Raw genomic sequence first — 25,697 nt, forward strand, 5'->3', positions numbered from 1 at the left:
CTGAACATAGCGCGTGTCCTGCTTGAAAAGCTGCTACAACGCCTCTATCTGGCATAGCAGCGCAGGCTGCTGCGCCTTTCGATATCCAGGCCGTTCCCAGGGGAAGGCCGCCAGTAGACCGTCTGCGGGAGGGTCATCATGCAACGCGAAGAAAGCCAGCTGATCGAAGGTCTGTTCGACCGTCTCAAGACCACGGAAGCCCAGACCGCACCCCGTGACCGGGAAGCCGAGGCGCTGATCCAGCAGCGCCTGCGCGAGCAGCCCGCGGCTCCCTATTACATGGCCCAGGCGATGCTGATCCAGGAGGCCGCCATCAAGCGGCTGGATCAGCGCGTCAAGGAGCTGGAAAGCCAGATGGCCCAGGTCCAGCAGAATCGTCCAAGCAGCGGTGGCTTCCTCTCCAGCCTGTTCGGCGGTGGCAGCAGCCAGGCAACGGGCGGTCAGGCACCGGCCAACGCCGCGCCGTCGCGCGGCTGGAATGACCCGGGTCCGGCAGCGCCGCGTCCCGCCAATCCGGGTTATGCCCAGTCCAATCCCGGCTATGCCCAGCCCGCACCCGGCTATGGCGCGCCCCAGGCCGCGCCTTCCCGCATGGGCGGCTTCATGGGCGGTGCGCTGCAGACCGCGGCCGGGGTCGCCGGTGGCGTGCTGGCGGCCCAGGCTATCTCGGGCCTGTTCCATCACTCGCAACCCGAGGAGATCGTCAACGTCATCAACGAGACCCCGACCGCCGACCAGGGCCTGGCCGATGCCGGCTCCCAGGGAGGCTGGGCGGACAACGCCAGCTACGACAATGGCGGGGGTTTCCAGGATGCCGGTGGTTTCCAGGATAACGCCGGCTTCCAAGACGCCGCCGACTATGGCGATACCGGCGGTGGTAGCGGCTTCTTCGACGACAGTGGCGACGACGATTCCTTCATCTAGGTGGTCGTACTCCGCCAGCCCTGGTGCCGCGAGGCGCCGGGGCTTTTTTATGCGCGTCTTCAGCTGGGCATGAGCGGCAGCGGGCGCTCGAAGGGCGTCGACAGCACCACCACGGTCCGGCTCATGCCGAATCGGGTCAGCTGATCGATGAGGCTCTCCAGTTCGCCCATGTCGCGTACGGCGACCCGCAGCATCAGGCAGTCGTCGCCCGTGACCCGGTAGCAGGCGAGCAGCTGGGGGAGGGCCTCAAGTTTCTTCAATACCGGGCCCTGGCTGGTGCTGTGCAGGCGCAGCGAGATCAGGCATTCGGTGCCGTAGCCCAGGGCGCGGCGGTCGATACGGGCACCATAGCCGGTGATGATGCCGGCGTCTTCCAGCTTGGCGATGCGTTCGGCGATGGCCGGGGCGGAGAGGCCCAGCCGGCGACCCAGCTCCGCGTAGCTGGCGCGGCCGTCCACCAGCAGCAGGTCGATGAGCCGACGATCAATATGGTCCATGTCCGTTTCCCTGCCTTCGAATCGAAGGTCTCCATCCCTAAAGTATGCTGAATCAAAGGCTGGTCGGCCGTTTCTCTCTTGACTGTATCTTAGCCGGCGCATCACGCGCTTCTACAATGGCAGCCTGACCCCTCAGGAAGCTCTCGCGCATGGACACCTCCGCCTCGCCCTGCCTCGCGCCGCCACGCCTGCCCAGCTGGCTGCCCCTGCTGGCAGCCTTCTTCGCGCTCTATGTGGTCTGGGGTTCCACCTATCTGGTGATTCGCATCGGCGTGGCCCATTGGCCACCGCTGTTGATGGCGGGGCTGAGGTTTCTCATCGCCGGGAGTCTCCTGCTGGGCTGGTTGCGCTGGCGCGGGGCACCCTGGCCAACGGCGCGCGAGACCGCCGCGGCCGCGGTGATCGGCATCCTGCTCCTGGGCGTCGGCAACGGCGGGGTGACCCTGGCCGAGCATTGGGGCGTGACTTCCGGTATCGCCGCCTTGTCGATCGCCACGGTCCCCCTGTTCACCCTGCTGTTCGGTCTGCTCTGGGGGCAGCGCAATACCCTGCTGGAATGGGCCGGCATCGCCCTGGGCCTGGTGGGGATCGCCCTGCTCAATCTGGGCGATACCATGAGCGCCACGCCGCTCGGGGCCGCGGTGATCCTGCTCGCCGCGGCGGCCTGGGCCTTCGGCTCGATCTGGAGTCGCTACCTGCCGTTGCCGCGTGGCGCCATGGCCAGCGCGGTGGAGATGCTGGTGGCGGGCGCGGTGCTGCTCGGCGCCAGCTACCTCAGCGGCGAGCGCCTGCAGCACTGGCCGGCCCTGGGTGGCTGGCTGGCGCTGGGCTATCTGGTGGTGTTCGGCTCGCTGATCGCCTTCAGTGCCTATCTTTATCTGCTGGGGCGGGTACGGCCGGCGGCCGCCACCAGCTACGCCTACGTCAATCCGGTGGTGGCGGTGCTGCTGGGTACCCTGTTCGCCGGAGAACGGATCGGTGCGGCCGAAGCGCTGGCCATGCTGGTCATCGTGGGCGCGGTGGTGCTGATCGGGCTGCCGCAGTGGCGACGGCTTTGAGAGCAGGCTAGGCTGGCGAGTCATCCAAGCGGAGTCCGCCATGAGCCAAGCAGTCACCCCCGCCTTTGCCGAAGAGCCGCTGGAGGCTACCGAGATCCGCGTCCTCGGCAGTCTCATCGAGAAGCAGCTGACCACCCCGGAAAGCTATCCCCTGACCCTCAATGCTCTGGTGCTGGCCTGCAACCAGAAGACCAGCCGCGAGCCGGTGCTCAACCTCACCCCGGGCGAAGTGGGGCAGGGACTGCGACGTCTGGAGGAACGCGGCCTGGCCCGCCTGGTCATGGGTAGCCGGGCGGATCGCTGGGAACAGCGGCTGGACAGGGCCCTGGAACTCCCTCCACCCCAGTGGGCGCTCTGCGCCCTGCTGTTCCTGCGCGGGCCCCAGACCCTGGGCGAATTGCTGGCCCGCAGCGGCCGGATGCACGCCTTCGATGATATTGAGCAGGTGCGCCACCATCTGGAGCGGCTGATCGCCCGCGGCCTGGCCACCGGCCTGGGGCGACAGCCTGGCCAGCGCGAAGAGCGTTATCTGCATCTGTTCGGCAACGCGGCAGAGCGCGATGCCCAGGTCGCGCAGCTGGGTAGTGCCGCCGAGAGCGCTACCCCTGCCGGCGGACGCGAAGGCCGGCTGGAGGCGCTGGAAGCCCGCATCGCCGCCCTCGAAGAGCGGCTGGCGCAGTTGGAAGAAGCCGCTCAGCGCGGATAGAGCGGTGGCAGGGTGTCGTGCACGGCTGCCGGCGTCAGCGGCGGCAGGGCATTGATCGCCTGCCAGAGCGTTTCGCCCTGCCAGCGCTGACCGGCTTCGCTATAGAGCGCCCCATTGAGGTCGTCGAGCGCGGCGGCCAGGGGCTCGAAACGTGCCCCCATGGCCGCCAGGGTTTCCGGTTGCTGTCGGGCCCAGGCGTCCAGGGCGTGACGGGTGACGTGGGGATCGTTGCTCTGGCAGGCGCGGCGCAGCTCTTCGCGCTGCAGGCGGCTGTCGAGATCGGGCACGGTCGGCAACACCGCCGGCTGACGGCGGGCGCGCCACCAGAGGCCGAAGCCGAGCAGGGTGGTCAGGGCGAAGAAGGCTGTCGCCAGCTGCCAGCGCCAGAGTCCCCGGTCACTGCCGGTGATCTTGGCCGCCGCTGATGCCACCGGTTGCAGCGTCGGATCCTCGGCGACCACCAGGGGCTGGGCGGGCAGGGTGGTGCGTTCGAGGGTATCGGTCTCGGTGTTCCACCAGACCACCTCCACCGGCGGCAGGACCTTGTCACCCGTGGATGTGGGAATCAGGGCGACCCGTTCCTCGCGTTGCCCGACCAGCCCGCGCGCCTGGGTCTGCAGCGACAGCCGCGGTTGCTCGGCATAGCGCTTAACGCCCTCGATCTCGGGCAGCACCAGCGGGGGGAGCTGACCGGGTGCCAGGCCTTCGGCACGCAGCTGCAGCGTGCGGGTCAGGGCGCTGCCCTCGCGGGCGTCTTCCGGCGCGGGATTCCATTGTTGCGTCAGGGTTAGGCTGCGCGCCGGCACCCAGGGCGTCTGCGCCGGATAACTGGCCGGTTGTGGCAGAACCTCCAGGGTCAGCGCCGGGGTGCGCAGCTGGATCGGCTGGCCAGCGCGCGAGCTGTCGTCGAGGCCACCGGCGAGGGTGGCGCTGAAGGTCTGGGGCGGCAGCACCAGGGTACCGCTCTGCAGCGGATGGATGGCGTAGCGCCATTCGATCACGCCATGCCGTACCCCCTCGACGTCGCGCTCGTAGACCTGGGGGGTGCCGAGCAGATCCACCCGCGCATCGCTGGGATTGGGCGGGGTGAGCACATGGTCGTCATAGAGCGCCACCGCGTGGTAGAGGCGGATGGTCAGGATGGTCTCCGCCTGCACATAGAGCCGGGTGCGCTCCATCGCGGCTTCCAGATAGACAGGGTCGCGGGTCTGGCGCCTGGCGGCGGTGGCCTCCACGGTAACGGTCAGTGGCTGGCTGCGGGCGCCGTCCAGGGTCAGGGCGGGAATGGTCAGGGCGCCACTGGCTTTGGGTTGCAGGGTCACGTTCCAGCGCGTGGTCACCCGCTCACCGGGCGGCAGGCTGTTCTGCCGCACCCCGAGCACGCGGAAGTCCTGCTCGAGCGGGCCGAGATCGGGCTTGCCGAACTGGGCGGGGTCGGTGGTCTCGAGGATGAGCTCCAGCGTCTCGTTCTGACTGAGCTGGTTGCGCTCCAGACGGGCGCTGAGATCCGCCGCCTGAAGCAGGGGCGCGAGCAGCGCGAGGGGCAGCAGCAACGGATAGGACTTCATTGCAGCGCGTTCTCCTCGCGTTGTTGTTGCTGGTACCAGAACTTGCGGCGCAGCAGCTCGGCCGGGTTGTCGGGGATCTCCCGCAGCCACTGTTCGGCCGCCTGACGCTGTTCTTCCGCCAGGGGATCTTCGGCATAGGCGGGACTGACGAGCCAGTCCGCGCCGGCCTGGGCCTGCTGCTGCGGGCTGGCCGCGGCGGTTGCAGCGGACGGCGGGGTACCGCTATTGGCCGGTTCGTCCGCCTGGGTGCTGCTCTGGCTGGCGTTCTGCGCCTTGCGACTGCGGGCGGCGGCCTCGGCCTGGGCTGCGGCGCGTTGGGCGAGCAGACGTTCGAGGCGATTGCGATTGCGCAGGGCGGGGGTCAGATCCGGGCGCAGCACCAGTGCCGCCCGGTAGGCGCGCAGGGCCTCTTCCAGGCGTCCGGCCATGGCCAGGGCGTTGCCGCGATTGTAGTGGCCGTCCGCCGACGGATCCCGGGCGAACGCCGCGGCGGCGCCGCTGAAGTCGCCGGCGCGATAGAGCGCCACGCCGCGCCAGCGCTCGTCGCTGAAGAGCTCGGCGGCCGCGCCAGCCTGGTCGTCGGTCAGCAGCTGCAGGGCCTGCTGGTCGCGCCGCAGCCAGAGGTCGTCCCAACTGCCGGCCTGCGCCGGAGGGGGCGTCAGCAGCAGACAGAAGGGCAGGCTCAGCAGCCAGCCGCGGCGCGCGCCGCAGGCGACCAGGAGCAGCAGAGGCAGCAGCAACAGGTAACCCTGGTCGCGCCAGTCCGCGGGGGCCCGGCCGTCGCTGGCTCGCACAGCGCCGGGACGCTCCAGCAGGCCGAGACGGCGCAGGTCGCCGTCGTCACGCTGCAAGCGCTGATAGTGCCCGCCCAGTGCCTGGGCGACGCCCTGCAGGTGGCCTTCGTCCAGTCGAGCGATGCGGATGCCGCCGGCGGCGTCGCTCAGGTAGTTGCCGGTCTCGGCGGCCACCGGCGCGCCCTGGGGCGTACCCGGGCCGAGGATCGCCAGCTGGCGCAGTCGACCCTGCAGCTGGCGCTCGATACCCAGGCGCTCGCGGTCGTCCAGGTCGCTGGCGATGAGCAGCAACCGGGCACTGGCGCTGGGCGCCGGACCGAGCAGCTCCAGGGCCTGGGCGATCCCCAGGTCGGCGCGCCGCCCGGGCACCGGCATGATCGACGGCCGCAGCGCCTTGAGCAGGTTGTCCATGGTCGGCAGGTCGTCGGTCAGGGGCACCAGGGTGTGGGCGCTGCCGGCATAGACGACGATGGCGGTCTCGCCGTCCTGGCGCGCCTTGAGCAGATCCTGCAGCTTGCGCTGCACGGCCAGCAGGCGGTTCGGGGTGACGTCGGTGGCGAGCAGGTCGGGCGTCAGCGCCAGCACCACCACCAGCGGATCGTTGCGGCGAAAGCTCTGCGCTTCGCCCTGCTGCCAGCTGGGGCCGGCCAGCGCCAGACAGGCCAGCACCCCGGCCAGGCCCAGCAGCACCAGGCCAAGGGGCGAGCGCTGGCGATCGCTGTCACTGAGCAGCCAGGGTTGCAGCGCCGGAGGCAGCAGCGCCTGCCAGTGCCCGTGGCGATGCCGGCGTCGGCGCAGCGAGCCGATCACCAGGGCGACCGGCACCAGGGCCAGTAGCCAACCGGGACGCAGGAACAGCGGCAGCCAGTCGTTCATCGGGCCTTGCCTCCACGCTGCCAGCGCTGCGGCCACGGCAGGCGGCCGAGCGCCAGGGCCAGGCCGAGCAGCAGCGCCCCGGCCAGCGGCCAGGGATAGAGTTCACGGGTGGGACGGGCCTGGTCCGGCTGCTGGCGGATGGGTTCGAGCCGATCAAGCTGGCGCGACACGGCGGCCAGTTCGATGCTGGATCTCACCCGGAAATAGGCGCCGTTGGTGACCTCGGCGAGGTGACGCAGCATGGGTTCGTCGAGATCGCTGGGTGTCGCGCCGGCGCCCAGGGTGTCCGGATCGGCACCGATACCGAGGGTATAGACGCGTACCCGCTCGCTGGCCGCCAGGCTGGCCGCCACCTCGGGCGTCACCACGCCGCCGTTGCTGGCGCCATCGGTGACCAGGATCAGGGTGCGGCTGTTGTCCGGCCGCTTGCGCAGGTGCTTGACCGCCAGGCCCACGGCGTCGCCCACCGCCGTGTTGCGCCCGGCCAGGCCGATCTGGGCTTCTTCGAGGAGGGCATGCACGGTGCGTCGGTCGGCGGTCAGGGGCGCCTGCAGATAGGCCTGGGAGCCGAACAGGATCAGGCCGACACGATCGCCCTGGCGACTGTCGATGAAGCGGCCGAGCAGTTGCTTGACCAGCGTCAGGCGGCTGACATTCTCGTCGCCCAGCGGCATGTCCGGGGTGTCCATGGACCCGGAGACGTCCACCGCCAGCAAGAGGTCGCGCCCGCTTACGTCCAGCGGCTGGGGTGGTCCCACCCATTGCGGGCGCGCCGCGGCGGCCAGGATCAGTAGCCAGCCCAGCAGAAAGGGCAGCAGGCGGCGAGTGCCGCTCAGGCCGCCGGTGTGACGGATGCGTCCGCCCAGGTGTTCGAGTTCGCCGAGGAATTCCACGCGCAGGGCCGCCTGGCCGCTGTCGGCCGCGGGCAACAGCACGCGCAGCGCCCAGGGCAGCGGCAACAGCAGCCACAGCCAGGGCCAGGCGAATTCAAACATGCTTGCGGATCCAGGTGGCGACGGCGTCCTGCAGGCCGTCGATGACGCGGTCATTCAGGCGGCAGTCCGGGCGATAGCCGCCGTCCACCAGAATCATGTAGCGCGTCAGGCCGGCCGCCGGGCAGCGCGAATCGAGAAAGGCCAGCCAGTCGCGGCCGCTCAGGGTCTGGCTGAGCTGATCCGGATAGCTGGCGCGGCAGAGGCGCTTGAGCAGCGCATTCAGCGCCTGCAGCCAGGGTCCGGCCGGCGCGCCATAGGGACGCGGCAGGCGGGCCAGTTCGGCCAGGGCGGTGGTACGCAGATCCTCTTCGGTGGTCGCCTCGACGGGGAGCGCGCTGTCCAGCGGCCGCCGGCCGCGATGGTGGCGCAGAAAGAAACCCAGGGCCACCACGACCAGCAGCAGCAACCACCAGCCCGGCGCCGGTGGCCACCAGGCCGGTTCCGCTGGCAGCCGCAGCGGCTCCAGCGTCGGCAGGCCGGGGGTCACGAGGTGTACCCCGGGCGATGTTGCCGCAACAGGTGCCGCAGCTGTTCGACCAGATCGTCCGCCGTGGACAGCGGCAGCAGCGGAATGCCCAGGCGCAGGCTGAGTTCGGTCCAGCGTTCGCGGCGCTGCGCGGCCTGCTCGGCATAGCCCTGGCGGACGTCGGCGCGATCGGTATCCAGCTCGACCTCGGCCTGGCCGCTGGTGAAACGCAGCAGGCCGGCCTGGGGCAATGCATGATCCAGCGGATCGGAAAGCGGCAGCAGGACCAGGTCGCTGTGCCGCGAGAGCAGGGTGAGGTGCTGCTCGGTGGCCACGTCCAGGCTGCGCTCGTCGCAGATCACCAGCGCCAGGCTGCCGGGACGCAGCACCTCGCGAGCACGGCGCAGGACCTGGTTGAAGGTGATGCGCGGCACCTGGGCCAGGGCCGGGTCCTGCAGCGCCCGATTGGCGTTGATCAGGTGATCGAAGAAGCGCAGCAGATTCTGCTTGCTGCGTCGCGGGCGCACCTCGTGCAGGCGTTCGCCGCCGAAGATCATGCCGCCGATACGGTCGTTGTGCTCCAGCACCGCCCAGCCGATCAGCGCGGCCAGCCGCCCGGCCAGCACCGACTTGAATTGCTGGCGGGTGCCGAAGAAGGTGCGCGGACTCTGCTCCAGCAGGAGATAGACCGGGCGCTCGCGCTCTTCATGGAACAGCTTGGTATGGGGTTCGCGGGTGCGGGCGGTGACGCGCCAGTCGATGGCCCGGACATCGTCGCCGGGCTGATAGGCGCGCACCTGGTCGAAATCCACCCCGCGGCCGCGCAGGCGCGAATGGTGCAGGCCGATCAGCGGGCTGCGGCGTCCGGCGGCGGAAAACAGCTGCACCTCGACCACCCGGTGGCGCATTTCGATGAGCTCGGCCAGGCTCAGGGTCACGCCGTTGCGCTCGGCCATCTCAGGCCACGGCCACCAGATCGAGGATGCGCTGCACCACCCGGTCGTGATCAATGCCGGCGGCTTCCGCCTCGAAGGACAGGATGACGCGGTGGCGCAGGACGTCGAAGACCACCGCCTGGATATCCTCCGGGCTGACGAAGTCCCGCCCGGCCAGCCAGGCATGGGCGCGGGCGCAGCGATCCAGGGCGATGGAACCACGCGGGCTGGCGCCATAGGTGATCCAGTGCACCAGGTCCTGGTCGAAGCGCCCCGGGGTGCGGGTCGCCATGATCAGCTGGACCAGGTATTCCTCCACGGCATCGGCCATGTACAGCCCGAGCACCTCGCGACGAGCCGCATTGATCTCCGCCTGGGTGACGCGCTCGGTTGGCAGGGTCTCGCCGTCCAGGGCCTCGCCACGGGCCTGGGCCAGGATGCGACGCTCCACGGAGGCGTCGGGGTAGCCGATCTTGACGTGCATCAGGAAGCGATCGAGCTGGGCCTCGGGCAGCGGATAGGTGCCTTCCTGCTCGATGGGATTCTGGGTGGCCATCACCAGGAAGAGGTCGGGCAGGGCATAGGAGGTGCGGCCGATGCTCACCTGGCGTTCGGCCATGGCTTCCAGCAGCGCGGACTGCACCTTGGCCGGCGCCCGGTTGATCTCGTCGGCGAGCACCAGATTGTGAAAGATCGGCCCCTGCTGAAAGGAGAAGGTCGCCGTGTCCGGGCGATAGATCTCGGTGCCGGTGATGTCGGCCGGCAGCAGGTCGGGCGTGAACTGGATGCGGTGGAAATCGGCCTCCAGGCCTTCCGCCAGGTCCTTGATGGCCTTGGTCTTGGCCAGCCCCGGGGCACCTTCCACCAGCAGATGACCATCCGCCAGCACCGCGATGAGCAGGCGCTCCACCAGGGTTTCCTGGCCAAGGATCTGGCTGGTCAGGTAGGTGCGAAGCATCTGCAGAGCGTCACGGTGAGCCATGGGACATCCTGAATACGGCACTGGAGCGGTCAAGGGTGCTGGATTTTACTGCAAGCGGCGGCTGCCGCCCATGCCTGTGCTGACGTCGCAACCAGAGCAGTCCTTGACGAAATTTTGACGAGCTCCTGCTCAGGCTGGGCGATTGACGGCGCGGTGGAGGTCTCGCTTCGGCCAAGCCCGAGCGGCCAAGACTGGCGCGATCGCGCCGGAGGGTTAAACTCCCACGCCTGCCGACCGCGCCCGAGGCCTCTGCGTGGCCGATCCCGAGCCGCTGGCCACGCGCCGCGAATCCCTGCTGCTTTTGACAAGGTGTTTTCATGTCGCAAACGGAAGTCCCCCAATCCCCGCGCACCCCCGGCATCCGCCCGGTGCCGACGCTGGGCAGCCACCTGAGCTTCGTCCTGGGCTGCGGCCTGGCGCTGCTGGTCATGTTCACCCTGCTGCGCCTGGCACTGCTGGCCTACAACACCGACCTGATCGGTGATTCGCCCTTCGCCACCTTCGCCGAGGCCTTCTTCAACGGCGCCCGCTTCGACCTGCGCCTGGTGGTCTATATCTGCGTGCCCTCGCTGCTCTGCCTGTTGAGTGCCAGAGCCATGGCCGCGCGCCGGTTGCAGGCCGGCTGGTTCACCCTGGCTGCCAGCCTCTGCCTGCTGCTGGGCGTCGGCGAGCTGAATTTCTATCGCGAATTCCACCAGCGCCTGAACAGCCTGGTGTTCCAATACATGCAGGAAGACCTGCACACCGTCACCAGCATGATCTGGAACGGCTTCCCGGTGGTGCGCCTGCTGCTGGCCTGGGCCGTGGCGACCCTGCTGCTGGGCCTGGTGTTCTTTGGCGTCGAGCGGGCCACACGGCGTCATGTCGCGGCGCGACCGGCCGCCTGGTATCGCCGGGGCGCGGTCTTCATGCTCTGCCTGGTGGTAGCCGTCATCGCCGCCCGTGGCACCCTGAGGTCCGGGCCGCCGCTGCGCTGGGGCGACGCCTATACCACCGATTCGATGTTCGCCAACCATCTGGGTCTGAACGGCACCCTGACGCTGATCAATGCCGCCGAGAACAGCTTCTCCGATCATCGCGACAACAGCTGGAAGGCCACCATGCCGGCCGCCGAGGCGCTGGCCACCACCCGGCAGCTGCTGCTGACCCCGCGTGACGAACTGATCGACGCCGACAAGGCTGCCGTCCGCCGGATCTACACCCCGCCCACCGACGGCCAACTGCCCAAGGTGCGCAACGTGGTGGTGATCCTCATGGAAAGCATGGCCGGTCGCTATATCGGCGCCCTGGGCAACGAAGACGGCATCACCCCCAACTTCGACGCCCTGGCCAAGCAGGGCACGCTGTTCACCCGCTTCTTTTCCAACGGCACCCATACCCACCAGGGCATGTTCGCCACCATGGCCTGCTTCCCCAATCTGCCGGCCTTCGAGTACCTGATGCGCATGCCCGAGGGCGCCCACCAGTTCTCCGGTCTGCCGCAACTGCTCAGCACCCGCGGTTTCGACGATGTCTACGTCTACAACGGCAACTTCCAGTGGGACAACCAGTCCGGCTTCTTCAGCAACCAGGGCATGACCCGCTTCGTCGGTCGCGAAGACTTCGTCAATCCGGTGTTCATGGACCCGACCTGGGGTGTCTCCGACCAGGACATGTTCGACCGCTCCGTGCAGGAACTGGACGCCCTGGCCAAGGCGCCGGACGGCAAGCCCTTCTATGCGCTGCTGCAGACCCTGTCCAACCACACCCCCTATGCACTGCCCAAGGACCTGCCGGTCACGCCGGTCACCGGCCACGGCTCGCTCGACGAGCACCTCACCGCCATGCGCTATGCCGACTGGTCGCTGGGGCAGTTCTTCGCCAAGGTCAAGCAGGAACCCTGGTACCAGGACACCCTGTTCGTCATCGTTGGTGACCATGGCTTCGGCAACAACGAGCAGATCACCGAGATGGACCTGTCGCGCTTCAACGTGCCGCTGCTGCTGATCGGTCCGGGCGTGCAGGAAACCTTTGGCGCCCGTCGCGACACCGTGGGCAGCCAGATCGACGTGGTACCCACGGTACTGGCCCGCTTCGGCAAGCCGACCCAGCACCAGTGCTGGGGCCGCGACCTGCTGGGCCTGCCCCAGGGCGATCCGGGTGTGGCGGTGATCAAGCCCTCGGGCAGTGACCAGACCGTGGCCCTGGTCACCGGCGATCGCATCCTGGTCAAGCCGCGTGATCGCGATGCCGTGCTCTATCGCTATCACCTGGGCACCCAGGCCGGTGGCGAGGTGCTCAAGGGCGACGCCAGCGCGCCCGAGCTGCAGAAGCGCCTGGAGGCCTTCATCCAGATCGCCACGGCAAGCCTGCTCGGCAACACCACTGGCATGAACGACAGCAAGGCAGCGGCCGCCCAGCGGTAGTAGCCTCGCGCGCCCATGAAAAAGGCCGCCCATGGGCGGCCTTTCTTTTGGCTGGTACGGATCAGGCCGCGATGATCACGTCCTCGGCCTGCAGACCCTTGTCGCGCTGGATCACCGAGAACTCCACGCGCTGGCCTTCCATCAGCACCCGATGGCCTTCGCCACGGATCGCGCGGAAGTGCACGAAGATATCGTCGCCGGTATCGCGGGAGATGAAGCCGAAGCCCTTGGAGGTGTTGAACCACTTCACCGTGCCGCGCTCGCGGTCATCGGCCAGCGGGCGTGCCGGGGCGGCCGCAACGGGCGCCGGACGCGCCGCCTGGCGCGGGCGTGGCTCGGCATCGACCACCGGCGCGCTGCCGGCCTGGCCGCGAAACTTCTCCGGCAGGCTGGCCAGGGCGGCGACCAGGGTCAGCGCCAGCGGCAGCAGCTCGGCCGGCAGGCCGCCGATCTGCTCGAGGGGCGCCAGCAGGATGAAGGTCTGGGCCACGACGGCGAGCACCAGCAGGACACTGGCGAGTTTCTGGGCGCCGCTGCTGCGGCTACGGGAGAAGGGTGTGAAGAGGAGGGTGGCAAGACCCAGCAGGGCCAGGTGGATGGACTCGGGTTGATCGAAGGACGAGGTATCGGACTGCAGTCCGGGAATCGCCGATAACAGGAGCGCAGCAGCGCCCACCACGACATGGACAGTAGATAACGTGTTCAATGTGAAATCACCTTGGGATAGATAACACGGGTCTGCCGAAACTGCCGGAGCGGTGCCCGACAGCGGAATGACCCGGCGCGAAAAGCGCGTCCTTATTAAACCCAAAAGGTGAGGGCCGCTCAATCATGGCACCGTCGCGGGCCGTGGCCCGCGACGGTAGCCGGACTCAGGCGGCCAGCAGGCTGCGCAGCATCCAGGCGGTCTTTTCGTGGGTCTGCATGCGCTGGGTCAGCAGATCGGCGGTGGGCTCGTCGCTGACCTTGTCCAGCAGCGGGAAGATGCCCCGGGCGGTCCGCACCACGGCTTCCTGGCCCTGCACCAGCAGCCGGATCATCTCCTGGGCGTCCGGTACGCCTTCCTCTTCCTTGATGCTCGAAAGCCGGGCGTAGGCGGCATAGGTGGCCGGCGCCGGGAAGCCGAGGGCGCGAATGCGCTCGGCGATGTCGTCCACGGCGACCGCCAGCTCGGTGTACTGGGTCTCGAACATCAGGTGCAGGGTGTTGAACATCGGCCCGGTCACGTTCCAGTGGAAGTTGTGGGTCTTCAGATACAGGGTGTAGGTGTCGGCCAGGAGGCGCGACAGGCCCTCGGCGATCTGGGCACGATCCTGTTCGGCGATTCCGATGTTGATTTCCATGCTGACGGCTCCTGTGCGTCGGTTGCGAAGGGCTCCGAGGCTATCACAGAACTGCTGGCCGTTTAGCCAGTGTTCGCGTGTCGAGCTGCGCGCCCGGCTACGGTAAAATCGTGACGGATGATATAGAATCTCCCGTTCAGTCGAGCACCCGGCCCTGGCGGCCCGGTGCCTCCACGCATTCAGCCTGTTCTAGAGAAGCGAAACCACGACCATGATGCGCAGCCACTATTGCGGCCAGTTGAACGAGAGCCTGGACGGCCAGGAAATCACCCTCTGCGGTTGGGTCCACCGCCGCCGTGACCACGGCGGGGTCATCTTCCTCGACATCCGCGATCGCGAAGGCCTGGCCCAGGTGGTGTTCGATCCGGATCGCGCCGAAACCTTCGCCAAGGCCGACCGCGTGCGCAGCGAATATGTCGTCAGGCTCACCGGCAAGGTGCGCCTGCGTCCCGAAGGCGCGCGCAATGCCAACATGGCCTCCGGCGCCATCGAGGTGCTGGGCTACGAGCTGGAAGTGCTCAACGAAGCGGAGACCCCGCCGTTCCCGCTCAACGAGTACACCGACGTCGGTGAAGAGACCCGCCTGCGCTATCGCTTCATCGACCTGCGCCGTCCGGAGATGGCCGAGAAGCTCAAGCTGCGCTCGCGCATCACCTCCAGCATCCGCCGCTACCTGGACGAAAACGGTTTCCTCGACGTGGAAACCCCGATCCTGACCCGCGCCACCCCCGAGGGTGCCCGCGACTACCTGGTGCCCAGCCGGACCCATCCCGGCAGCTTCTTCGCCCTGCCGCAGTCGCCCCAGCTGTTCAAGCAGCTGCTGATGGTCGCCGGCTTCGATCGCTACTACCAGATCGCCAAGTGCTTCCGTGACGAAGACCTGCGTGCCGACCGCCAGCCGGAATTCACCCAGATCGACATCGAGACCAGCTTCCTCGATGAAAAAGACATCATGGACATCACCGAGACCATGGTGCGCAACCTGTTCAAGGAAGTGCTGGACGTCGAATTCGGCGAGCTGCCGCACATGACCCTGGCCGAAGCCATGCGTCGCTTCGGTTCCGACAAGCCGGACCTGCGCATCCCGCTGGAGCTGGTGGACGTGGAAGACCAGCTCAAGGACGTCGACTTCAAGGTCTTCGCCGGTCCGGCCAACGATCCCAAGTGCCGCGTCGCCGCCCTGCGGGTACCGGGCGGGGCGAGCATGCCGCGCAAGCAGATCGACGACTACACCAAGTTCGTCGGCATCTATGGCGCCAAGGGCCTGGCCTACATCAAGGTCAACGAGCGCGCCGCCGGCGTCGAGGGCCTGCAGTCGCCCATCGTCAAGAACATCCCGCTGGACAACATCAACGTCATCCTCGACCGCGTCGGTGCGGTGGATGGCGACATCGTGTTCTTTGGCGCGGACAAGACCAAGGTTGTCTCCGAAGCCCTGGGCGCGCTGCGCATCAAGCTCGGCCACGACCTCAACCTGCTGACCTGCCAGTGGGCGCCGCTGTGGGTGGTCGACTTCCCGATGTTCGAGGAAAACGACGATGGCAGCCTGACCGCCATGCACCACCCCTTCACCTCGCCCAAGTGCGACCCGCAGGCGCTCAAGGCCAATCCGGGCGCAGCCCTGTCGCGGGCCTACGACATGGTGCTCAACGGTACCGAGCTGGGCGGCGGTTCCATCCGTATCCACGACAAGAAGATGCAGCAGGCGGTCTTCGAGGTCCTCGGCATCAGCGCCGAGGAACAGGAAGAGAAATTCGGCTTCCTGCTGGACGCCCTAAAGTTCGGTGCACCGCCCCACGGTGGCCTGGCCTTCGGTCTGGATCGCCTGGTGATGCTGATGACCGGCGCCTCCTCGATTCGCGAAGTCATCGCCTTCCCGAAGACCCAGAGCGCGGCCGACGTCATGACCCAGGCGCCCGGCGCCGTCGATGCCAAGGCCCTGCGCGAGCTGCACATCCGCCTGCGCGAGCAGCCCAAGGCGGAATAAGTCCTATCGGAGGAGGGCGCCCAGGTGGATGCCTTCCGTTTCCCTTTTCAGTGCGCCGCGGCCCTCGCCGCCGGTGCCGTCTTCGTCAAGAGATTGGAGTAGCTTATGGCCGGTCATTCCAAGTGGGCCAACATCAAGCATCGCAAAGAACGCCAGGATGCCAAGAAAGGCAAGATCTTCACCAAGATCATCCGTGAGCTGACCGTGGCCGCGCGCCAGGGCGGCGGCGTTCCTGCCGACAATCCCCGCCTGCGTCTGGCGGTGGACAAGGCGCTGACCGCCAACATGACCCGCGACACCATCGACCGGGCCATCGCCCGTGGCGTGGGTGCCGGCGAAGGCGAGAACGTCGAGGAACTGACCTATGAAGGCTACGCCCCGAGCGGTGTCGCCATCATCGTCGAAGCCATGACCGACAACCGCAACCGTACCGCGGCCGAAGTCCGCCACGCCTTCAACAAGTGCGGTGGCAACCTGGGTACCGACGGTTCGGTGGCCTATCTGTTCGAGCGCAAGGGCCAGATCAGCTATGCCCCCGGCCTGGACGAAGACGCCCTGATGGAAGCGGCCCTGGAAGCCGGTGCCGACGACGTGGTGGCCAACGACGATGGCTCCATCGACGTCTTCACCAGCTTCGCTGACTTCATCGCCGTCAACGAAGCCCTGACCGCTGCCGGCTACAAGGCCGACGAAGCCGAGGTGACCATGATCCCCTCGACCTCCGCGACCCTGGATCTGGACACCGCGCAGAAGGTGCTCAAGCTGATCGACATGCTCGAAGACCTGGATGACGTGCAGAACGTCTATTCCAACGCCGACATCCCCGAGGATGTCATGGAGCAGCTCGGCTGATGTCCCTCTACGAGCGCCTGCCGCCCGATGCGCCCGGCACCCTGGTGCTGGGCATCGACCCGGGCTCGCGGCTGACCGGCTTCGGCGTGGTGCGCGACACCGGGCGGGGCTGCGAATACGTGGCCTCCGGCTGCATCCGTACGGGAAACGGTCCGTTGCCCGAACGGTTGCAGATCGTCTATCGCGGGGTGCGCGACGTCATCGCCCAGTACGGGCCGGTCACCATGGGCATCGAGCAGGTGTTCATGGCGCGCAACGCCGATTCGGCGCTCAAGTTGGGTCAGGCCCGGGGGGCGGCCATCGTCGCCGGTGCCGAGGGTGGCCTGGAGATCTCCGAGTACACCGCGAGCCAGGTCAAGCAGGCCGTGGTCGGCAACGGCGGGGCGGACAAGCAGCAGGTAATGCTGATGGTCATGCACCTGCTGCGGCTGACCGAAAAGCCGCAGATCGACGCCTCCGATGCCCTGGCCATCGCCCTGTGCCATGCCCATACCCGGCAGAGCCTGGTGCCCCATGGCCTGCTGGCCACCCGCCGCCGCGGCGGTCGTCTGCGGCTCTAGTCCTATTCGCTCAACCCTCTCGCTCCAACGTTAGGAAGGTAACCCTGTGATCGGTCGTCTACGTGGCACCCTGGCGGAAAAGCAGCCGCCGCATCTCCTGCTCGACGTGGGCGGAGTCGGCTACGAGGTCGAAGTGCCCATGACGACCCTTTATCGGCTGCCGGCCCAGGGTGAAATCGTCACATTGCATACCCACCTCGTGGTACGGGAAGATGCGCACCTGCTGTATGGGTTCGGGGAAAAGCGCGAGCGTGAGCTGTTTCGCGAGCTGATCCGGCTCAATGGTGTCGGCCCCAAGCTGGCCCTGGCGTTGATGTCCAGTCTCGAGGTGGATGAATTGGTTCGCTGCGTGCAAGCCCAGGACACGGCCGCCCTGGTCAAGGTACCAGGGGTGGGCAAGAAGACTGCCGAGCGCCTGCTGGTCGAGCTGAAGGACCGCTTCAAGGCCTGGGAAAGCCTGCCCGGCATCGCTCCCCTGGTCCTGCCGAACCAGGCCGCCGTCGTGGCCAGCGCCGAGGCCGATGCGGTCAGCGCCCTGGTCGCCCTGGGCTTCAAGCCCCAGGAAGCCAGCCGCGCCGTCGCCGCCGTGGAGGGGGAAGACCTTTCCAGCGAGGAACTCATCCGTCGCGCCCTGAAGGGCATGGTCTGATCCCATGATAGAAACCGATCGCCTCATCTCGGGCACTGGCCGCGACCGTGAGGAATTCCAGGATCGCGCCATCCGTCCGGTGCGTCTGGCCGACTACATCGGCCAGCCGGTGGTGCGCGACCAGATGGGGCTGTTCATCCAGGCCGCGAAGGGCAGGGGCGAGGCCCTCGACCACACCCTGATCTTCGGCCCACCCGGCCTGGGCAAGACCACTCTGGCCAACATCATCGCCCAGGAAATGCAGGTTTCCCTGAAGAGCACCTCGGGCCCCGTGCTGGAACGCCCGGGCGATCTCGCCGCGCTGTTGACCAACCTGGAAGCCGGTGATGTGCTCTTCATCGACGAGATCCATCGACTCTCGCCCATCGTCGAGGAGGTGCTCTATCCGGCGATGGAGGACTACCAGCTCGACATCATGATCGGCGAGGGTCCGGCGGCTCGCTCCATCAAGCTGGACCTGCCGCCCTTCACCCTGGTCGGCGCGACCACCCGCGCCGGCATGCTGACCAATCCGCTGCGCGACCGCTTCGGGATCGTCCAGCGTCTGGAGTTCTACGGCACCGCGGATCTGGCCACCATCGTCACCCGCTCGGCCGGCATTCTCGGTCTCGCCATCGAGGCCGAGGGGGCCATGGAAATCGCCCGCCGGGCGCGTGGCACGCCGCGGATCGCCAATCGCCTGCTGCGGCGGGTGCGGGACTTCGCCGAGGTGCGCGGGCAGGGTCACATCAGCCACGACATCGCCAGTCGTGCCCTCGATCTGCTGGACGTCGACGCCCAGGGTTTCGATCACCAGGATCGCCGTCTGCTGCTGACCATGATCGACAAGTTCGACGGTGGTCCGGTGGGCGTCGACAGTCTCGCTGCCGCCATCAGCGAAGAGCGTCACACCATCGAAGATGTGCTGGAACCCTATTTGATCCAGCAAGGCTATATCATGCGCACGCCGCGCGGACGGGTGGTGACCCGCCATGCCTATCTGCACTTCGGGCTCAATCTGCCGACGCGTCTGGCCCAGGGTGGTACACCCGATCTGTTCGAGGTCAATGGTAATTAAATGCAGTTGCGAACATTTCTGATTGGCAACGGCGAGGCTAGGTTCTAGAGTATGCACGCGCAATCGCGGAGCCCGTCGCCGTCCGTCCTCAGGTGTCGTGTCTACTACGAAGATACCGATGCCGGCGGCATCGTCTATTACGTCAACTACCTCAAGTTCATGGAACGCGCCCGCACCGAGCGACTGCGCGCGCTGGGCTATGCCCAGTCCGAACTCGCCCGGGATGGTCTGCTGTTCGTCGTCCATAGCAGCGAAGCGCGCTACCATGCGCCCGCGCGACTGGATGACGAGTTGCTGATCGGTGCCGAGGTGGTCGAGGCGAAGCGCGCCAGCCTCAGGTTTCACCAGGAGGTCCGGCGCGCCAGGGACGCTGTCCTGCTCTGTGAAGGGTGGGTGACGGTCGCCTGCGTGCGTGCTGACAGCTTCAGGCCCAGGGCTATCCCTGCAGCCATGCGAACGGTTCTTGCCGGAAATCCGGCGTCAATTCAATCAGGAGATTAAGCGTGCAACCCAACGTCGACCATACGTCCATGTGGAGCCTCATCGCCAACGCCAGCTTGGTGGTGCAACTGGTGATGCTCATCCTGGTCGCAGCCTCTGTCACGTCCTGGATCATGATCATCCAGCGCGGCAATGCCATGCGCGCCGCCAAGCGTTCCCTGGATGCCTTCGAAGAGAAATTCTGGTCGGGCATCGATCTGTCCAAGCTGTATCGCCAGGCCGGCAGCAACCCCGATCCGGACTCCGGCGTCGAGCAGATCTTCCGCGCCGGCTTCAAGGAATTCTCCCGCCTGCGTCAGCAGCCCGGCGTGGATCCCGATGCCGTGATGGAAGGCGTCTCGCGCGCCATGCGCGTCGCCATCTCCCGTGAGGAAGAAAAACTCGATCAGGCCCTGCCGTTCCTGGCCACCGTCGGTTCCACCAGCCCCTATGTGGGTCTGTTCGGTACCGTCTGGGGCATCATGAACTCCTTCCGCGGCCTGTCCACTGCCCAGCAGGCGACCCTGGCCACCGTGGCTCCCGGCATCGCCGAAGCCCTGATCGCCACCGCCATCGGTCTGTTCGCCGCCATTCCCGCCGTCGTGGCCTACAACCGCTTCGCTGCCCGCTCGGAAATGCTGATCAACCGCTACTACACCTTTGCGGACGAATTCCAGGCCATCCTGCACCGCAAAGTCCACACCAGCGACGAATAAAGAGGTATCCCATGGTCCCTCGCCGCAAGAAACGCAAGCCCGTCGCCGAGATGAACGTGGTGCCCTACATCGACGTGATGTTGGTGCTCCTCGTCATCTTCATGGTGACGGCGCCCATGCTCAACCAGGGCGTCAAGGTCGACCTGCCCAAGGTCGACAGTCAGGCCCTGCCGCAAGACAACGACAAGCAGATCCTCACCGTCTCGGTGAAGGCCAACGGTACCTACTACTGGAACGTCGGTTCCGAGGTGGATACCGATCAGAAGGCCAAGTCCGAGACCGCGGTGTCGCTGCCCCAACTGAGTCAGCAGGTCGGTGCCATCATGCGTCAGCGGGCGGACACCCAGGTGTTCATCCGGGGTGACAAGGCTGCCAACTACGGTGTCGTGGCCGGCGCCATGGGTGCCTTGCAACAGGCCGGCGTGCCCAACGTCGGGTTGATTACCGAGGCGCCTTGATGCGACACCGCGAGCGTTCGTCGTCCGAAAGTTATTTCTGGCCGGTCATCTGGGCAGTCGCCCTGCATGTGCTGATTTTCGGCCTGCTGTTTGTCAGCTTCGCCTTCACCCCTGAATTGCCCCAGTCGCGCCCGGTCGTCCAGGCCACCCTGGTCCAGCTCAAGTCCAAGAGTTCCGCGCAGGTGCAGACCGAGCAGAAACTGGCGGGGGAGGCGAAGAAGACCGCGGCCAAACAGTACGAGCAGGAGCAGCTGGAGCAGCGCCGCGAGCAACAGGAAGCCCAGCGCGAAGCGGCGGCGGCCAAGGCGGCTCAGCAACAGAAGGAAGCCCAGCAACAGGCCGCGGAACAAAAGAAAGCCGACGACGCTCGAAAGGCGCAGCAAGCGGAAGCGGCGGCCAAAGCCGCCGAAGCCAAGGCTGAGGCCGAGAAACAGTCCGAGGCCGCCAAGGCGGCTGCGGAAGCCAAGCAGGCTGTCGAGCAGAAGAAGCAGGCGGATATCGCCAAGAAGAAGGCCGACGAAGCCGCCAAGCAGAAGGCAGCCGACGAAGCGGCCAAGAAGGCGGCGGCCGAAGCAGCCAAGCAGAAGTCGGCGGAAGAGGCCAAGCAGAAGGCGGCGGCAGAAGCGGCCAAGAAAGAGGCTGCAGCCGAGGCTGCCAAGAAGAAAGCGGCAGACGACGCCAAGAAGAAGGCTGCCCAGGCAGCTGCACGCAAGGCGGCGGAAGACAAGAAGGCGCAGGCGTTGGCCGAATTGCTGTCCGATGATACCCAGCGGCAGCAGGCACTGGCCGAAGAGCAGGGTGACGAGGTGGCATCGAGCTTCGATGACCTGATCGTGCGTCTGGTCAGCGAGCAGTGGACGCGTCCGCAGTCGGCGCGCAATGGTATGAGCGTCGAGGTGCAGATCAACATGCTGCCAGACGGCACCATTACCAGCGCGACGGTTACCCGCTCCAGTGGCAACAAGGAATTCGATAATTCAGCGGTATCGGCCGTGCGTAACGTCGGTCGTATCCGTGAGCTGCAGCAGCTGGATCGCAAGACCTTCGATCAGCTGTACCGTCAGCGCCGCATGATCTTCAAACCGGAGGACCTGAGTCTGTGAACACCCTGATCCGTTACATCCTGCTGGGCCTGGTCCTGATGGTGGGCTCCGCCCAGGCGGCCGATCCGCTGGTGATCTCCAGCGGTAGTGATCGTGCCATTCCGATCGCCGTCGTGCCTTTCGGCTGGCAGGGTGGTCAGCCGCTGCCGGAAGACCTGGGCAATATCGTCAGCGATGACCTGCGCAACTCCGGGGTGTTCTCGTCGATTCCACGCCAGAACATGCTGAGTCAGCCGAGCCAGGCCAGCGAAGTCATCTTCCGTGACTGGAAGGCGCTGGGCGCCAATTACGTGCTGGTAGGCAATGTCGTGCCCAACGGTGGCCGCCTGCAGATCAGCTACGCCCTCTTCAACGTCTCCACCGAACAGCAGGTCCTGACCGGCAACGTCGGCGGCAGCACCGATCAGCTGCGCGACATGGCGCACTTCATTTCGGACCAGGCCTATGAAAAGCTGACCGGGGTGAAAGGTGCCTTCTCGACGCGCATCCTCTATGTGACCGCCGAGCGCTTCTCCGCCACCAACACCCGTTACACCCTGCAGCGCGCCGACTATGACGGTGCGCGTGCCGTTACCCTGCTGCAGTCGCGCGAGCCGATCCTGTCGCCGCGTTTCGCGCCGGATGGCAAGCGCATCGCCTACGTCTCCTTCGAGCAGCAGCGCCCGCGCATCTTCATGCAGTACATCGACACCGGTCGCCGCGAGCAGCTGACCAACTTCGAAGGCCTGAATGGCGCGCCGGCGTTTTCGCCCGATGGCAATCGCCTGGCCTTCGTGCTGTCCAAGGATGGCAACCCCGAGATCTATGTGATGGATCTCGGCTCGCGTGCCATTCGTCGTGTGACGAATGACTCCGCCATCGATACCGAGCCCTTCTGGGGCAAGGATGGCCAGACCATCTATTTCACCTCCGACCGTTCCGGCAAGCCGCAGATCTACAAGACCAGCGCCAATGGCGGGGGTGCTGAGCGCGTGACTTTCGTCGGTAACTACAACGCCAACCCGAAACTTTCGGCGGATGAAAAGACCCTGGTCATGGTGCATCGTCAGGAAGGTTTCACCAACTTCCAGATCGCTGCGCAGGACCTCCAGCGCGGCTCTGTGCGGGTACTTTCCAACACCAGCCTCAACGATTCGCCCACTGTTGCGCCCAATGGCACCATGCTAATCTACGCCACCCGCCAGCAGGACCGAGGCGTACTGATGCTTGTCTCCATCAATGGTCGCGTCCGGATTCCTATTCCCACCGCCCAGGGTGACGTGCGCGAGCCTTCCTGGTCTCCTTACCTGAACTGACGGCTAATTAGAAAAGTCCTTAGTTACACCAACATTGCGGTTCTTTTAGGAGTTACATGATGGAAATGCTGAAATTCGGCAAGTTCGCTGCGCTGGCTCTGGCCATGGCCGTGGCCGTAGGCTGTTCCTCCAAGGGCGGCGACGCCTCCGGTGAAGGCGCTGGTGCTGGCGCTGGCGCCGGTGCTGTCGACCCGAACGCTGGCTACGGCGCCAACTCGGGTGCCGTCGACGGCAGCATGGGTGACGAAGCCGCTCTGCGCGCCATCACCACCTTCTACTTCGAGTACGACAGCTCCGACCTGAAGCCGGAAGCCATGCGCGCTCTGGACGTTCACGCCCGTGACCTGAAGGCCAGCGGCCAGCGCGTCGTTCTGGAAGGCAACACCGACGAACGCGGTACCCGCGAGTACAACCTGGCGCTGGGCGAGCGTCGTGCCAAGGCCGTTCAGCGCTACCTGGTGCTGCAGGGCGTGTCCCCGGCTCAGCTGGAGCTGGTGTCCTACGGCAAAGAGCGTCCGGTTGCCGTCGGTCACGACGAGGCTTCCTGGGCTCAGAACCGTCGCGTCGAGCTGAAGAAGTAATAAACGATGTCCAAGCGCCTGCAGTTCTTGATCGCCCTGACCCTTGGTGTACCGGTTGTCGCCGGGGCTCAGGTTCCCGTACAGGATGGTAGTTATGGCGTTGCCCAGTCCGCTGGGCAAGGCTATGGCAACGCAGGCGCGGCCAGTGCCGGAAACGGGGCTCCCGTTTCCGGCATGGGTCAACTGTTCATGCAGTTGCAGCAGATGCAGGACGATATCGCGCGCCTGCGTGGCCAGGTCGAGGTCCAGGAAAACGAGATCCGCCAGCTTAAGCAGGAAGGATTGGATCGTTACCAGGATCTGGATGGCCGTATTTCCCAGCTTTCTTCCGCTCCTGCCAATGCAGGTGCCGGAGCGGCTACGGGTGCCGCCCAGGGGGGTGCCATCGCGGCCAACAATACGCCGACCCCGCCTGCTTCCGCAGGGGCACCGGCCGCCAGTAGCGAACCGGGCGATCCGGCGAAGGAAAAGCTGTACTACGACGCTGCCTTCGATCTGATCAAAGCCAAGGATTTCGACAAGGCCAGTCAGGCGTTCAACGCCTTTCTGCGCAAATATCCCAACAGTCAGTACGCCGGCAACGCCCAATACTGGCTGGGTGAAGTGAATCTGGCCAAGGGCGATCTGCAGGCCGCAGGCCAGGCTTTCGCCAAGGTCAGTCAGGCCTACCCCACCAGCAACAAGGTGCCGGATTCGCTCTACAAACTGGGTGGGGTCGAGCAGAAGCTCGGCCGCACCGATCGGGCCAGGGGCATGTACCAGCAGGTCATCAGCCAGTATCCCGGAACCTCCGCTGCGCAACTGGCGCAGCGGGATCTGAAAAGCCTGCCCTAGCGCAGGCTTTTTTCTTCTATCTACCGCAACGGAGGCGGATGGCCTGTGTAGCCGTCACGCCCGTGGCTTTCATGCAAAAAGATACCCTACGTCTTACCGAAATCTTCTATTCGCTCCAGGGTGAAGCCCGCACCGCCGGTCTTCCCACTGTCTTTATCCGCCTCACCGGCTGTCCCCTGCGCTGCCACTATTGCGACACGGCCTATGCCTTCACCGGCGGCGAGATCCATCACCTGGATGCCATCCTGGAGCAGGTCGCGAGCTACCGGCCGCGGCACATCTGCGTGACCGGTGGCGAGCCACTGGCCCAGCCCAATTGCCTCAAGCTGCTCGAACAACTGTGCGATGCCGGCTACCAGGTGTCCCTGGAAACCAGTGGCGCCCTGGATGTCAGTGGCGTGGATGTGCGCGTGAGCAAGGTCGTCGACCTCAAGACGCCAGGGTCGGGGGAGGTGGGGCGCAACCTGTACGCCAACCTTGACCACCTGACGCCCAACGATCAGATCAAGTTCGTCATCTGTTCCCGCGAAGACTATGACTGGGCGCTTTCCAAGCTGATCGAGTATCGCCTGGAACAGCGTGCGGGAGAGGTACTGTTCTCGCCCAGCCATGGCCAGGTGGTGCCGCGTGAGTTGGCGGAGTGGATCGTGACGGACAATCTGCCGGTGCGTTTCCAGCTGCAGCTGCACAAGATTCTCTGGAACGACGAGCCAGGACACTGAGCATGAATCAGCCTAAAGCGGTCATCCTTCTCTCTGGCGGCCTGGATTCCGCCACTATCGTCGCCATGGCCAAGGCCCAGGGCTTCGCCTGCTACACCATGAGTTTCGACTACGGCCAGCGCCATAGGGCCGAGCTGCAGGCCGCCGAGCGCGTGGCGCGCCAGCTGGGGGTCGTCGAGCACAAGGTGATCGGCCTGGATCTCAACGGCATCGGCGGCTCGGCGCTTACCGATCCGGATATCGCCGTCCCGGAGACCCCGGGTGAGGGCATCCCCATCACCTACGTGCCGGCGCGCAATACCGTGTTCCTATCGCTGGCCCTGGGTTGGGCCGAGGTGCTTGGCGCCCGTCATCTCTTCATCGGGGTGAACGCGGTGGACTACTCCGGTTATCCGGATTGTCGGCCGGAATTCGTCGAAGCCTTCGAGCGCCTGGCCAATCTCGCCACCAAGGCCGGTGTGGAAGGGGATAGCTTCAAGATCGAAGCCCCGCTGCAATTCCTCTCCAAGGCGCAAATCGTCCAGGCCGGCAGCCAGCTGGGCGTGGACTATGGCCTGACCGTCTCCTGCTACCAGGCCGACGACGAAGGTAAGGCCTGCGGGCGCTGCGACAGCTGCCGCTTGCGCGCCGAAGGCTTCAAGGCGGCGGGAATTTCGGACCCTACGCGCTACCACTAAAAATTTTTCATCTAGGGTGTTGATTCTCCTGAGAAAATCGCTAGAATGGCGCCCACTAACGGGTCGTTAGCTCAGTCGGTAGAGCAGTTGGCTTTTAACCAATTGGTCGTAGGTTCGAATCCCACACGACCCACCATCTTCACCAGAAACCCTCCGCAATGGAGGGTTTTTGCGTCC

27 protein-coding genes, 1 tRNA gene and 1 pseudogene are annotated in these 25,697 nt (G+C 66.2%); 19 read left to right on the forward strand and 10 right to left on the reverse strand.

Annotated features, from left to right (window positions below):
* Positions 1-138: 138 nt before the first annotated feature.
* The gene (locus PVZ72_RS06480; protein WP_273861481.1) at positions 139-924 is read left to right on the forward strand and encodes a DUF2076 domain-containing protein; all 786 of its coding nucleotides are present in this window, start codon (positions 139-141) and stop codon (positions 922-924) included.
* 59 nt (positions 925-983) lie between these two features.
* Here PVZ72_RS06480 and PVZ72_RS06485 read toward each other — a convergent pair whose 3' ends face one another.
* Positions 984-1,421, reverse strand: a complete 438-nt coding sequence (locus tag PVZ72_RS06485) for an Lrp/AsnC family transcriptional regulator (protein ID WP_273861482.1) — start codon at positions 1,419-1,421, stop codon at positions 984-986.
* A gap of 149 nt (positions 1,422-1,570) precedes the next feature.
* Here PVZ72_RS06485 and yedA point away from each other — a divergent pair, with 149 nt between their 5' ends.
* Together yedA and PVZ72_RS06495 are read left to right on the forward strand one after the other, a co-directional pair.
* Complete coding sequence (gene yedA, locus PVZ72_RS06490; protein WP_133862370.1) at positions 1,571-2,479, forward strand: drug/metabolite exporter YedA; 909 nt, start codon at positions 1,571-1,573, stop codon at positions 2,477-2,479.
* Between the two features lie 40 nt (positions 2,480-2,519).
* A complete protein-coding gene (locus PVZ72_RS06495) occupies positions 2,520-3,185 on the forward strand; it encodes a YceH family protein (protein ID WP_273861483.1) in 666 nt (221 codons plus the stop codon).
* On the opposite strand, the gene PVZ72_RS06500 is transcribed toward PVZ72_RS06495, so the two are convergent.
* From PVZ72_RS06500 to PVZ72_RS06525, 6 genes are read right to left on the reverse strand one after another with little or no spacing between them, the layout of a single operon-like run.
* Positions 3,173-4,753 carry a BatD family protein gene (locus tag PVZ72_RS06500; RefSeq protein ID WP_273861484.1) on the reverse strand — a complete coding sequence of 527 codons (1,581 nt, stop codon included), beginning with the start codon at positions 4,751-4,753 and terminating at the stop codon, positions 3,173-3,175. The two genes, PVZ72_RS06495 and PVZ72_RS06500, sit on opposite strands and share 13 nt — an antisense overlap.
* Positions 4,750-6,423 carry a tetratricopeptide repeat protein gene (locus PVZ72_RS06505; protein WP_273861485.1) on the reverse strand — a complete coding sequence of 558 codons (1,674 nt, stop codon included), beginning with the start codon at positions 6,421-6,423 and terminating at the stop codon, positions 4,750-4,752. The genes PVZ72_RS06500 and PVZ72_RS06505 overlap by 4 nt, the downstream gene beginning before the upstream one ends.
* Positions 6,420-7,418: a VWA domain-containing protein gene (locus tag PVZ72_RS06510; RefSeq protein ID WP_273861486.1), complete on the reverse strand. Its 999-nt coding sequence runs from the start codon at positions 7,416-7,418 to the stop codon at positions 6,420-6,422. The genes PVZ72_RS06505 and PVZ72_RS06510 overlap by 4 nt, the downstream gene beginning before the upstream one ends.
* Positions 7,411-7,905 (reverse strand): DUF4381 domain-containing protein, encoded by a 495-nt coding sequence (locus PVZ72_RS06515; RefSeq protein WP_273861487.1) that lies wholly within the window; start codon positions 7,903-7,905, stop codon positions 7,411-7,413. The genes PVZ72_RS06510 and PVZ72_RS06515 overlap by 8 nt, the downstream gene beginning before the upstream one ends.
* Positions 7,902-8,840: a DUF58 domain-containing protein gene (locus tag PVZ72_RS06520; RefSeq protein WP_273861488.1), complete on the reverse strand. Its 939-nt coding sequence runs from the start codon at positions 8,838-8,840 to the stop codon at positions 7,902-7,904. The genes PVZ72_RS06515 and PVZ72_RS06520 overlap by 4 nt, the downstream gene beginning before the upstream one ends.
* Before the next feature lies 1 nt (position 8,841).
* Positions 8,842-9,801 (reverse strand): AAA family ATPase, encoded by a 960-nt coding sequence (locus tag PVZ72_RS06525; protein WP_273861489.1) that lies wholly within the window; start codon positions 9,799-9,801, stop codon positions 8,842-8,844.
* Between the two features lie 317 nt (positions 9,802-10,118).
* Here PVZ72_RS06525 and PVZ72_RS06530 point away from each other — a divergent pair, with 317 nt between their 5' ends.
* Complete coding sequence (locus tag PVZ72_RS06530; protein ID WP_273861490.1) at positions 10,119-12,206, forward strand: LTA synthase family protein; 2,088 nt, start codon at positions 10,119-10,121, stop codon at positions 12,204-12,206.
* A 61-nt stretch (positions 12,207-12,267) separates the two neighbouring features.
* On the opposite strand, the gene PVZ72_RS06535 is transcribed toward PVZ72_RS06530, so the two are convergent.
* The 3 genes and pseudogenes from PVZ72_RS06535 to PVZ72_RS06540 all read right to left on the reverse strand — a co-directional run bounded on the left by PVZ72_RS06535 (position 12,268) and on the right by PVZ72_RS06540 (position 13,549).
* Positions 12,268-12,483, reverse strand: coding sequence for a cold shock domain-containing protein (locus PVZ72_RS06535; protein ID WP_166655908.1), 216 nt, complete (start codon positions 12,481-12,483; stop codon positions 12,268-12,270).
* A 120-nt stretch (positions 12,484-12,603) separates the two neighbouring features.
* Positions 12,604-13,035 (reverse strand): annotated as a pseudogene (locus PVZ72_RS24075) (cold shock domain-containing protein membrane protein); the annotation flags it as partial.
* Positions 13,036-13,078: 43 nt separating this feature from the next.
* Positions 13,079-13,549: a Dps family protein gene (locus PVZ72_RS06540; protein WP_273861491.1), complete on the reverse strand. Its 471-nt coding sequence runs from the start codon at positions 13,547-13,549 to the stop codon at positions 13,079-13,081.
* 211 nt (positions 13,550-13,760) lie between these two features.
* Between PVZ72_RS06540 and aspS the strand changes: the two genes are divergently transcribed.
* The 15 genes from aspS to PVZ72_RS06615 all read left to right on the forward strand — a co-directional run bounded on the left by aspS (position 13,761) and on the right by PVZ72_RS06615 (position 25,656).
* The gene (gene aspS, locus PVZ72_RS06545; RefSeq protein WP_133861231.1) at positions 13,761-15,536 is read left to right on the forward strand and encodes an aspartate--tRNA ligase; all 1,776 of its coding nucleotides are present in this window, start codon (positions 13,761-13,763) and stop codon (positions 15,534-15,536) included.
* Positions 15,537-15,641: 105 nt separating this feature from the next.
* Complete coding sequence (locus PVZ72_RS06550) at positions 15,642-16,388, forward strand: YebC/PmpR family DNA-binding transcriptional regulator (RefSeq protein WP_133861230.1); 747 nt, start codon at positions 15,642-15,644, stop codon at positions 16,386-16,388.
* The gene (gene ruvC, locus PVZ72_RS06555) at positions 16,388-16,948 is read left to right on the forward strand and encodes a crossover junction endodeoxyribonuclease RuvC (protein WP_007160336.1); all 561 of its coding nucleotides are present in this window, start codon (positions 16,388-16,390) and stop codon (positions 16,946-16,948) included. Before PVZ72_RS06550 ends, ruvC begins: the two co-directional genes overlap by 1 nt.
* Before the next feature lie 46 nt (positions 16,949-16,994).
* A complete protein-coding gene (gene ruvA, locus PVZ72_RS06560; protein ID WP_133861229.1) occupies positions 16,995-17,597 on the forward strand; it encodes a Holliday junction branch migration protein RuvA in 603 nt (200 codons plus the stop codon).
* A gap of 4 nt (positions 17,598-17,601) precedes the next feature.
* Positions 17,602-18,654 (forward strand): Holliday junction branch migration DNA helicase RuvB, encoded by a 1,053-nt coding sequence (ruvB, locus tag PVZ72_RS06565; protein ID WP_133861228.1) that lies wholly within the window; start codon positions 17,602-17,604, stop codon positions 18,652-18,654.
* Positions 18,655-18,705: 51 nt separating this feature from the next.
* A complete protein-coding gene (gene ybgC / locus PVZ72_RS06570) occupies positions 18,706-19,155 on the forward strand; it encodes a tol-pal system-associated acyl-CoA thioesterase (RefSeq protein ID WP_133861227.1) in 450 nt (149 codons plus the stop codon).
* A 2-nt stretch (positions 19,156-19,157) separates the two neighbouring features.
* Positions 19,158-19,850 (forward strand): protein TolQ, encoded by a 693-nt coding sequence (gene tolQ, locus PVZ72_RS06575; RefSeq protein ID WP_133861226.1) that lies wholly within the window; start codon positions 19,158-19,160, stop codon positions 19,848-19,850.
* Positions 19,851-19,861: 11 nt separating this feature from the next.
* Positions 19,862-20,308: a protein TolR gene (gene tolR / locus PVZ72_RS06580; RefSeq protein WP_133861225.1), complete on the forward strand. Its 447-nt coding sequence runs from the start codon at positions 19,862-19,864 to the stop codon at positions 20,306-20,308.
* On the forward strand, positions 20,305-21,411 hold the full coding sequence (gene tolA / locus PVZ72_RS06585) for a cell envelope integrity protein TolA (protein ID WP_252977172.1): 1,107 nt from the start codon (positions 20,305-20,307) through the stop codon (positions 21,409-21,411). Before tolR ends, tolA begins: the two co-directional genes overlap by 4 nt.
* The gene (gene tolB / locus PVZ72_RS06590; RefSeq protein WP_273861492.1) at positions 21,408-22,706 is read left to right on the forward strand and encodes a Tol-Pal system beta propeller repeat protein TolB; all 1,299 of its coding nucleotides are present in this window, start codon (positions 21,408-21,410) and stop codon (positions 22,704-22,706) included. The genes tolA and tolB overlap by 4 nt, the downstream gene beginning before the upstream one ends.
* 59 nt (positions 22,707-22,765) lie before the next feature.
* Positions 22,766-23,287, forward strand: coding sequence for a peptidoglycan-associated lipoprotein Pal (gene pal / locus PVZ72_RS06595; protein WP_007160328.1), 522 nt, complete (start codon positions 22,766-22,768; stop codon positions 23,285-23,287).
* A 6-nt stretch (positions 23,288-23,293) separates the two neighbouring features.
* The gene (gene ybgF, locus PVZ72_RS06600) at positions 23,294-24,121 is read left to right on the forward strand and encodes a tol-pal system protein YbgF (protein WP_273861493.1); all 828 of its coding nucleotides are present in this window, start codon (positions 23,294-23,296) and stop codon (positions 24,119-24,121) included.
* Positions 24,122-24,192: 71 nt separating this feature from the next.
* On the forward strand, positions 24,193-24,843 hold the full coding sequence (queE, locus tag PVZ72_RS06605; protein ID WP_273861494.1) for a 7-carboxy-7-deazaguanine synthase QueE: 651 nt from the start codon (positions 24,193-24,195) through the stop codon (positions 24,841-24,843).
* A gap of 2 nt (positions 24,844-24,845) precedes the next feature.
* Positions 24,846-25,520: a 7-cyano-7-deazaguanine synthase QueC gene (gene queC, locus PVZ72_RS06610; protein WP_273861495.1), complete on the forward strand. Its 675-nt coding sequence runs from the start codon at positions 24,846-24,848 to the stop codon at positions 25,518-25,520.
* Positions 25,521-25,580: 60 nt separating this feature from the next.
* Positions 25,581-25,656, forward strand: a tRNA-Lys gene (locus tag PVZ72_RS06615).
* Positions 25,657-25,697: the final 41 nt, after the last annotated feature.

It is taken from the genome of Pseudomonas sp. LA5, from assembly GCF_028640825.1.
In the GTDB taxonomy this organism is placed as follows: Bacteria; Pseudomonadota; Gammaproteobacteria; order Pseudomonadales; family Pseudomonadaceae; genus Chryseomonas; species Chryseomonas aestiva.

What these genes read in the sequence shown, in the direction of transcription:
- PVZ72_RS06480 (WP_273861481.1), top strand. Translation starts at nt 139, where the DNA reads ATGCAACGCGAAGAAAGCCAGCTGATCGAAGGTCTGTTCGACCGTCTC.
- PVZ72_RS06485 (WP_273861482.1), bottom strand. Translation starts at nt 1,421, where the DNA reads ATGGACCATATTGATCGTCGGCTCATCGACCTGCTGCTGGTGGACGGC.
- yedA (WP_133862370.1), top strand. Translation starts at nt 1,571, where the DNA reads ATGGACACCTCCGCCTCGCCCTGCCTCGCGCCGCCACGCCTGCCCAGC.
- PVZ72_RS06495 (WP_273861483.1), top strand. Translation starts at nt 2,520, where the DNA reads ATGAGCCAAGCAGTCACCCCCGCCTTTGCCGAAGAGCCGCTGGAGGCT.
- PVZ72_RS06500 (WP_273861484.1), bottom strand. Translation starts at nt 4,753, where the DNA reads ATGAAGTCCTATCCGTTGCTGCTGCCCCTCGCGCTGCTCGCGCCCCTG.
- PVZ72_RS06505 (WP_273861485.1), bottom strand. Translation starts at nt 6,423, where the DNA reads ATGAACGACTGGCTGCCGCTGTTCCTGCGTCCCGGTTGGCTACTGGCC.
- PVZ72_RS06510 (WP_273861486.1), bottom strand. Translation starts at nt 7,418, where the DNA reads ATGTTTGAATTCGCCTGGCCCTGGCTGTGGCTGCTGTTGCCGCTGCCC.
- PVZ72_RS06520 (WP_273861488.1), bottom strand. Translation starts at nt 8,840, where the DNA reads ATGGCCGAGCGCAACGGCGTGACCCTGAGCCTGGCCGAGCTCATCGAA.
- PVZ72_RS06525 (WP_273861489.1), bottom strand. Translation starts at nt 9,801, where the DNA reads ATGGCTCACCGTGACGCTCTGCAGATGCTTCGCACCTACCTGACCAGC.
- PVZ72_RS06530 (WP_273861490.1), top strand. Translation starts at nt 10,119, where the DNA reads ATGTCGCAAACGGAAGTCCCCCAATCCCCGCGCACCCCCGGCATCCGC.
- PVZ72_RS06540 (WP_273861491.1), bottom strand. Translation starts at nt 13,549, where the DNA reads ATGGAAATCAACATCGGAATCGCCGAACAGGATCGTGCCCAGATCGCC.
- aspS (WP_133861231.1), top strand. Translation starts at nt 13,761, where the DNA reads ATGATGCGCAGCCACTATTGCGGCCAGTTGAACGAGAGCCTGGACGGC.
- PVZ72_RS06550 (WP_133861230.1), top strand. Translation starts at nt 15,642, where the DNA reads ATGGCCGGTCATTCCAAGTGGGCCAACATCAAGCATCGCAAAGAACGC.
- ruvC (WP_007160336.1), top strand. Translation starts at nt 16,388, where the DNA reads ATGTCCCTCTACGAGCGCCTGCCGCCCGATGCGCCCGGCACCCTGGTG.
- ruvB (WP_133861228.1), top strand. Translation starts at nt 17,602, where the DNA reads ATGATAGAAACCGATCGCCTCATCTCGGGCACTGGCCGCGACCGTGAG.
- ybgC (WP_133861227.1), top strand. Translation starts at nt 18,706, where the DNA reads ATGCACGCGCAATCGCGGAGCCCGTCGCCGTCCGTCCTCAGGTGTCGT.
- tolR (WP_133861225.1), top strand. Translation starts at nt 19,862, where the DNA reads ATGGTCCCTCGCCGCAAGAAACGCAAGCCCGTCGCCGAGATGAACGTG.
- pal (WP_007160328.1), top strand. Translation starts at nt 22,766, where the DNA reads ATGGAAATGCTGAAATTCGGCAAGTTCGCTGCGCTGGCTCTGGCCATG.
- ybgF (WP_273861493.1), top strand. Translation starts at nt 23,294, where the DNA reads ATGTCCAAGCGCCTGCAGTTCTTGATCGCCCTGACCCTTGGTGTACCG.
- queE (WP_273861494.1), top strand. Translation starts at nt 24,193, where the DNA reads ATGCAAAAAGATACCCTACGTCTTACCGAAATCTTCTATTCGCTCCAG.
- queC (WP_273861495.1), top strand. Translation starts at nt 24,846, where the DNA reads ATGAATCAGCCTAAAGCGGTCATCCTTCTCTCTGGCGGCCTGGATTCC.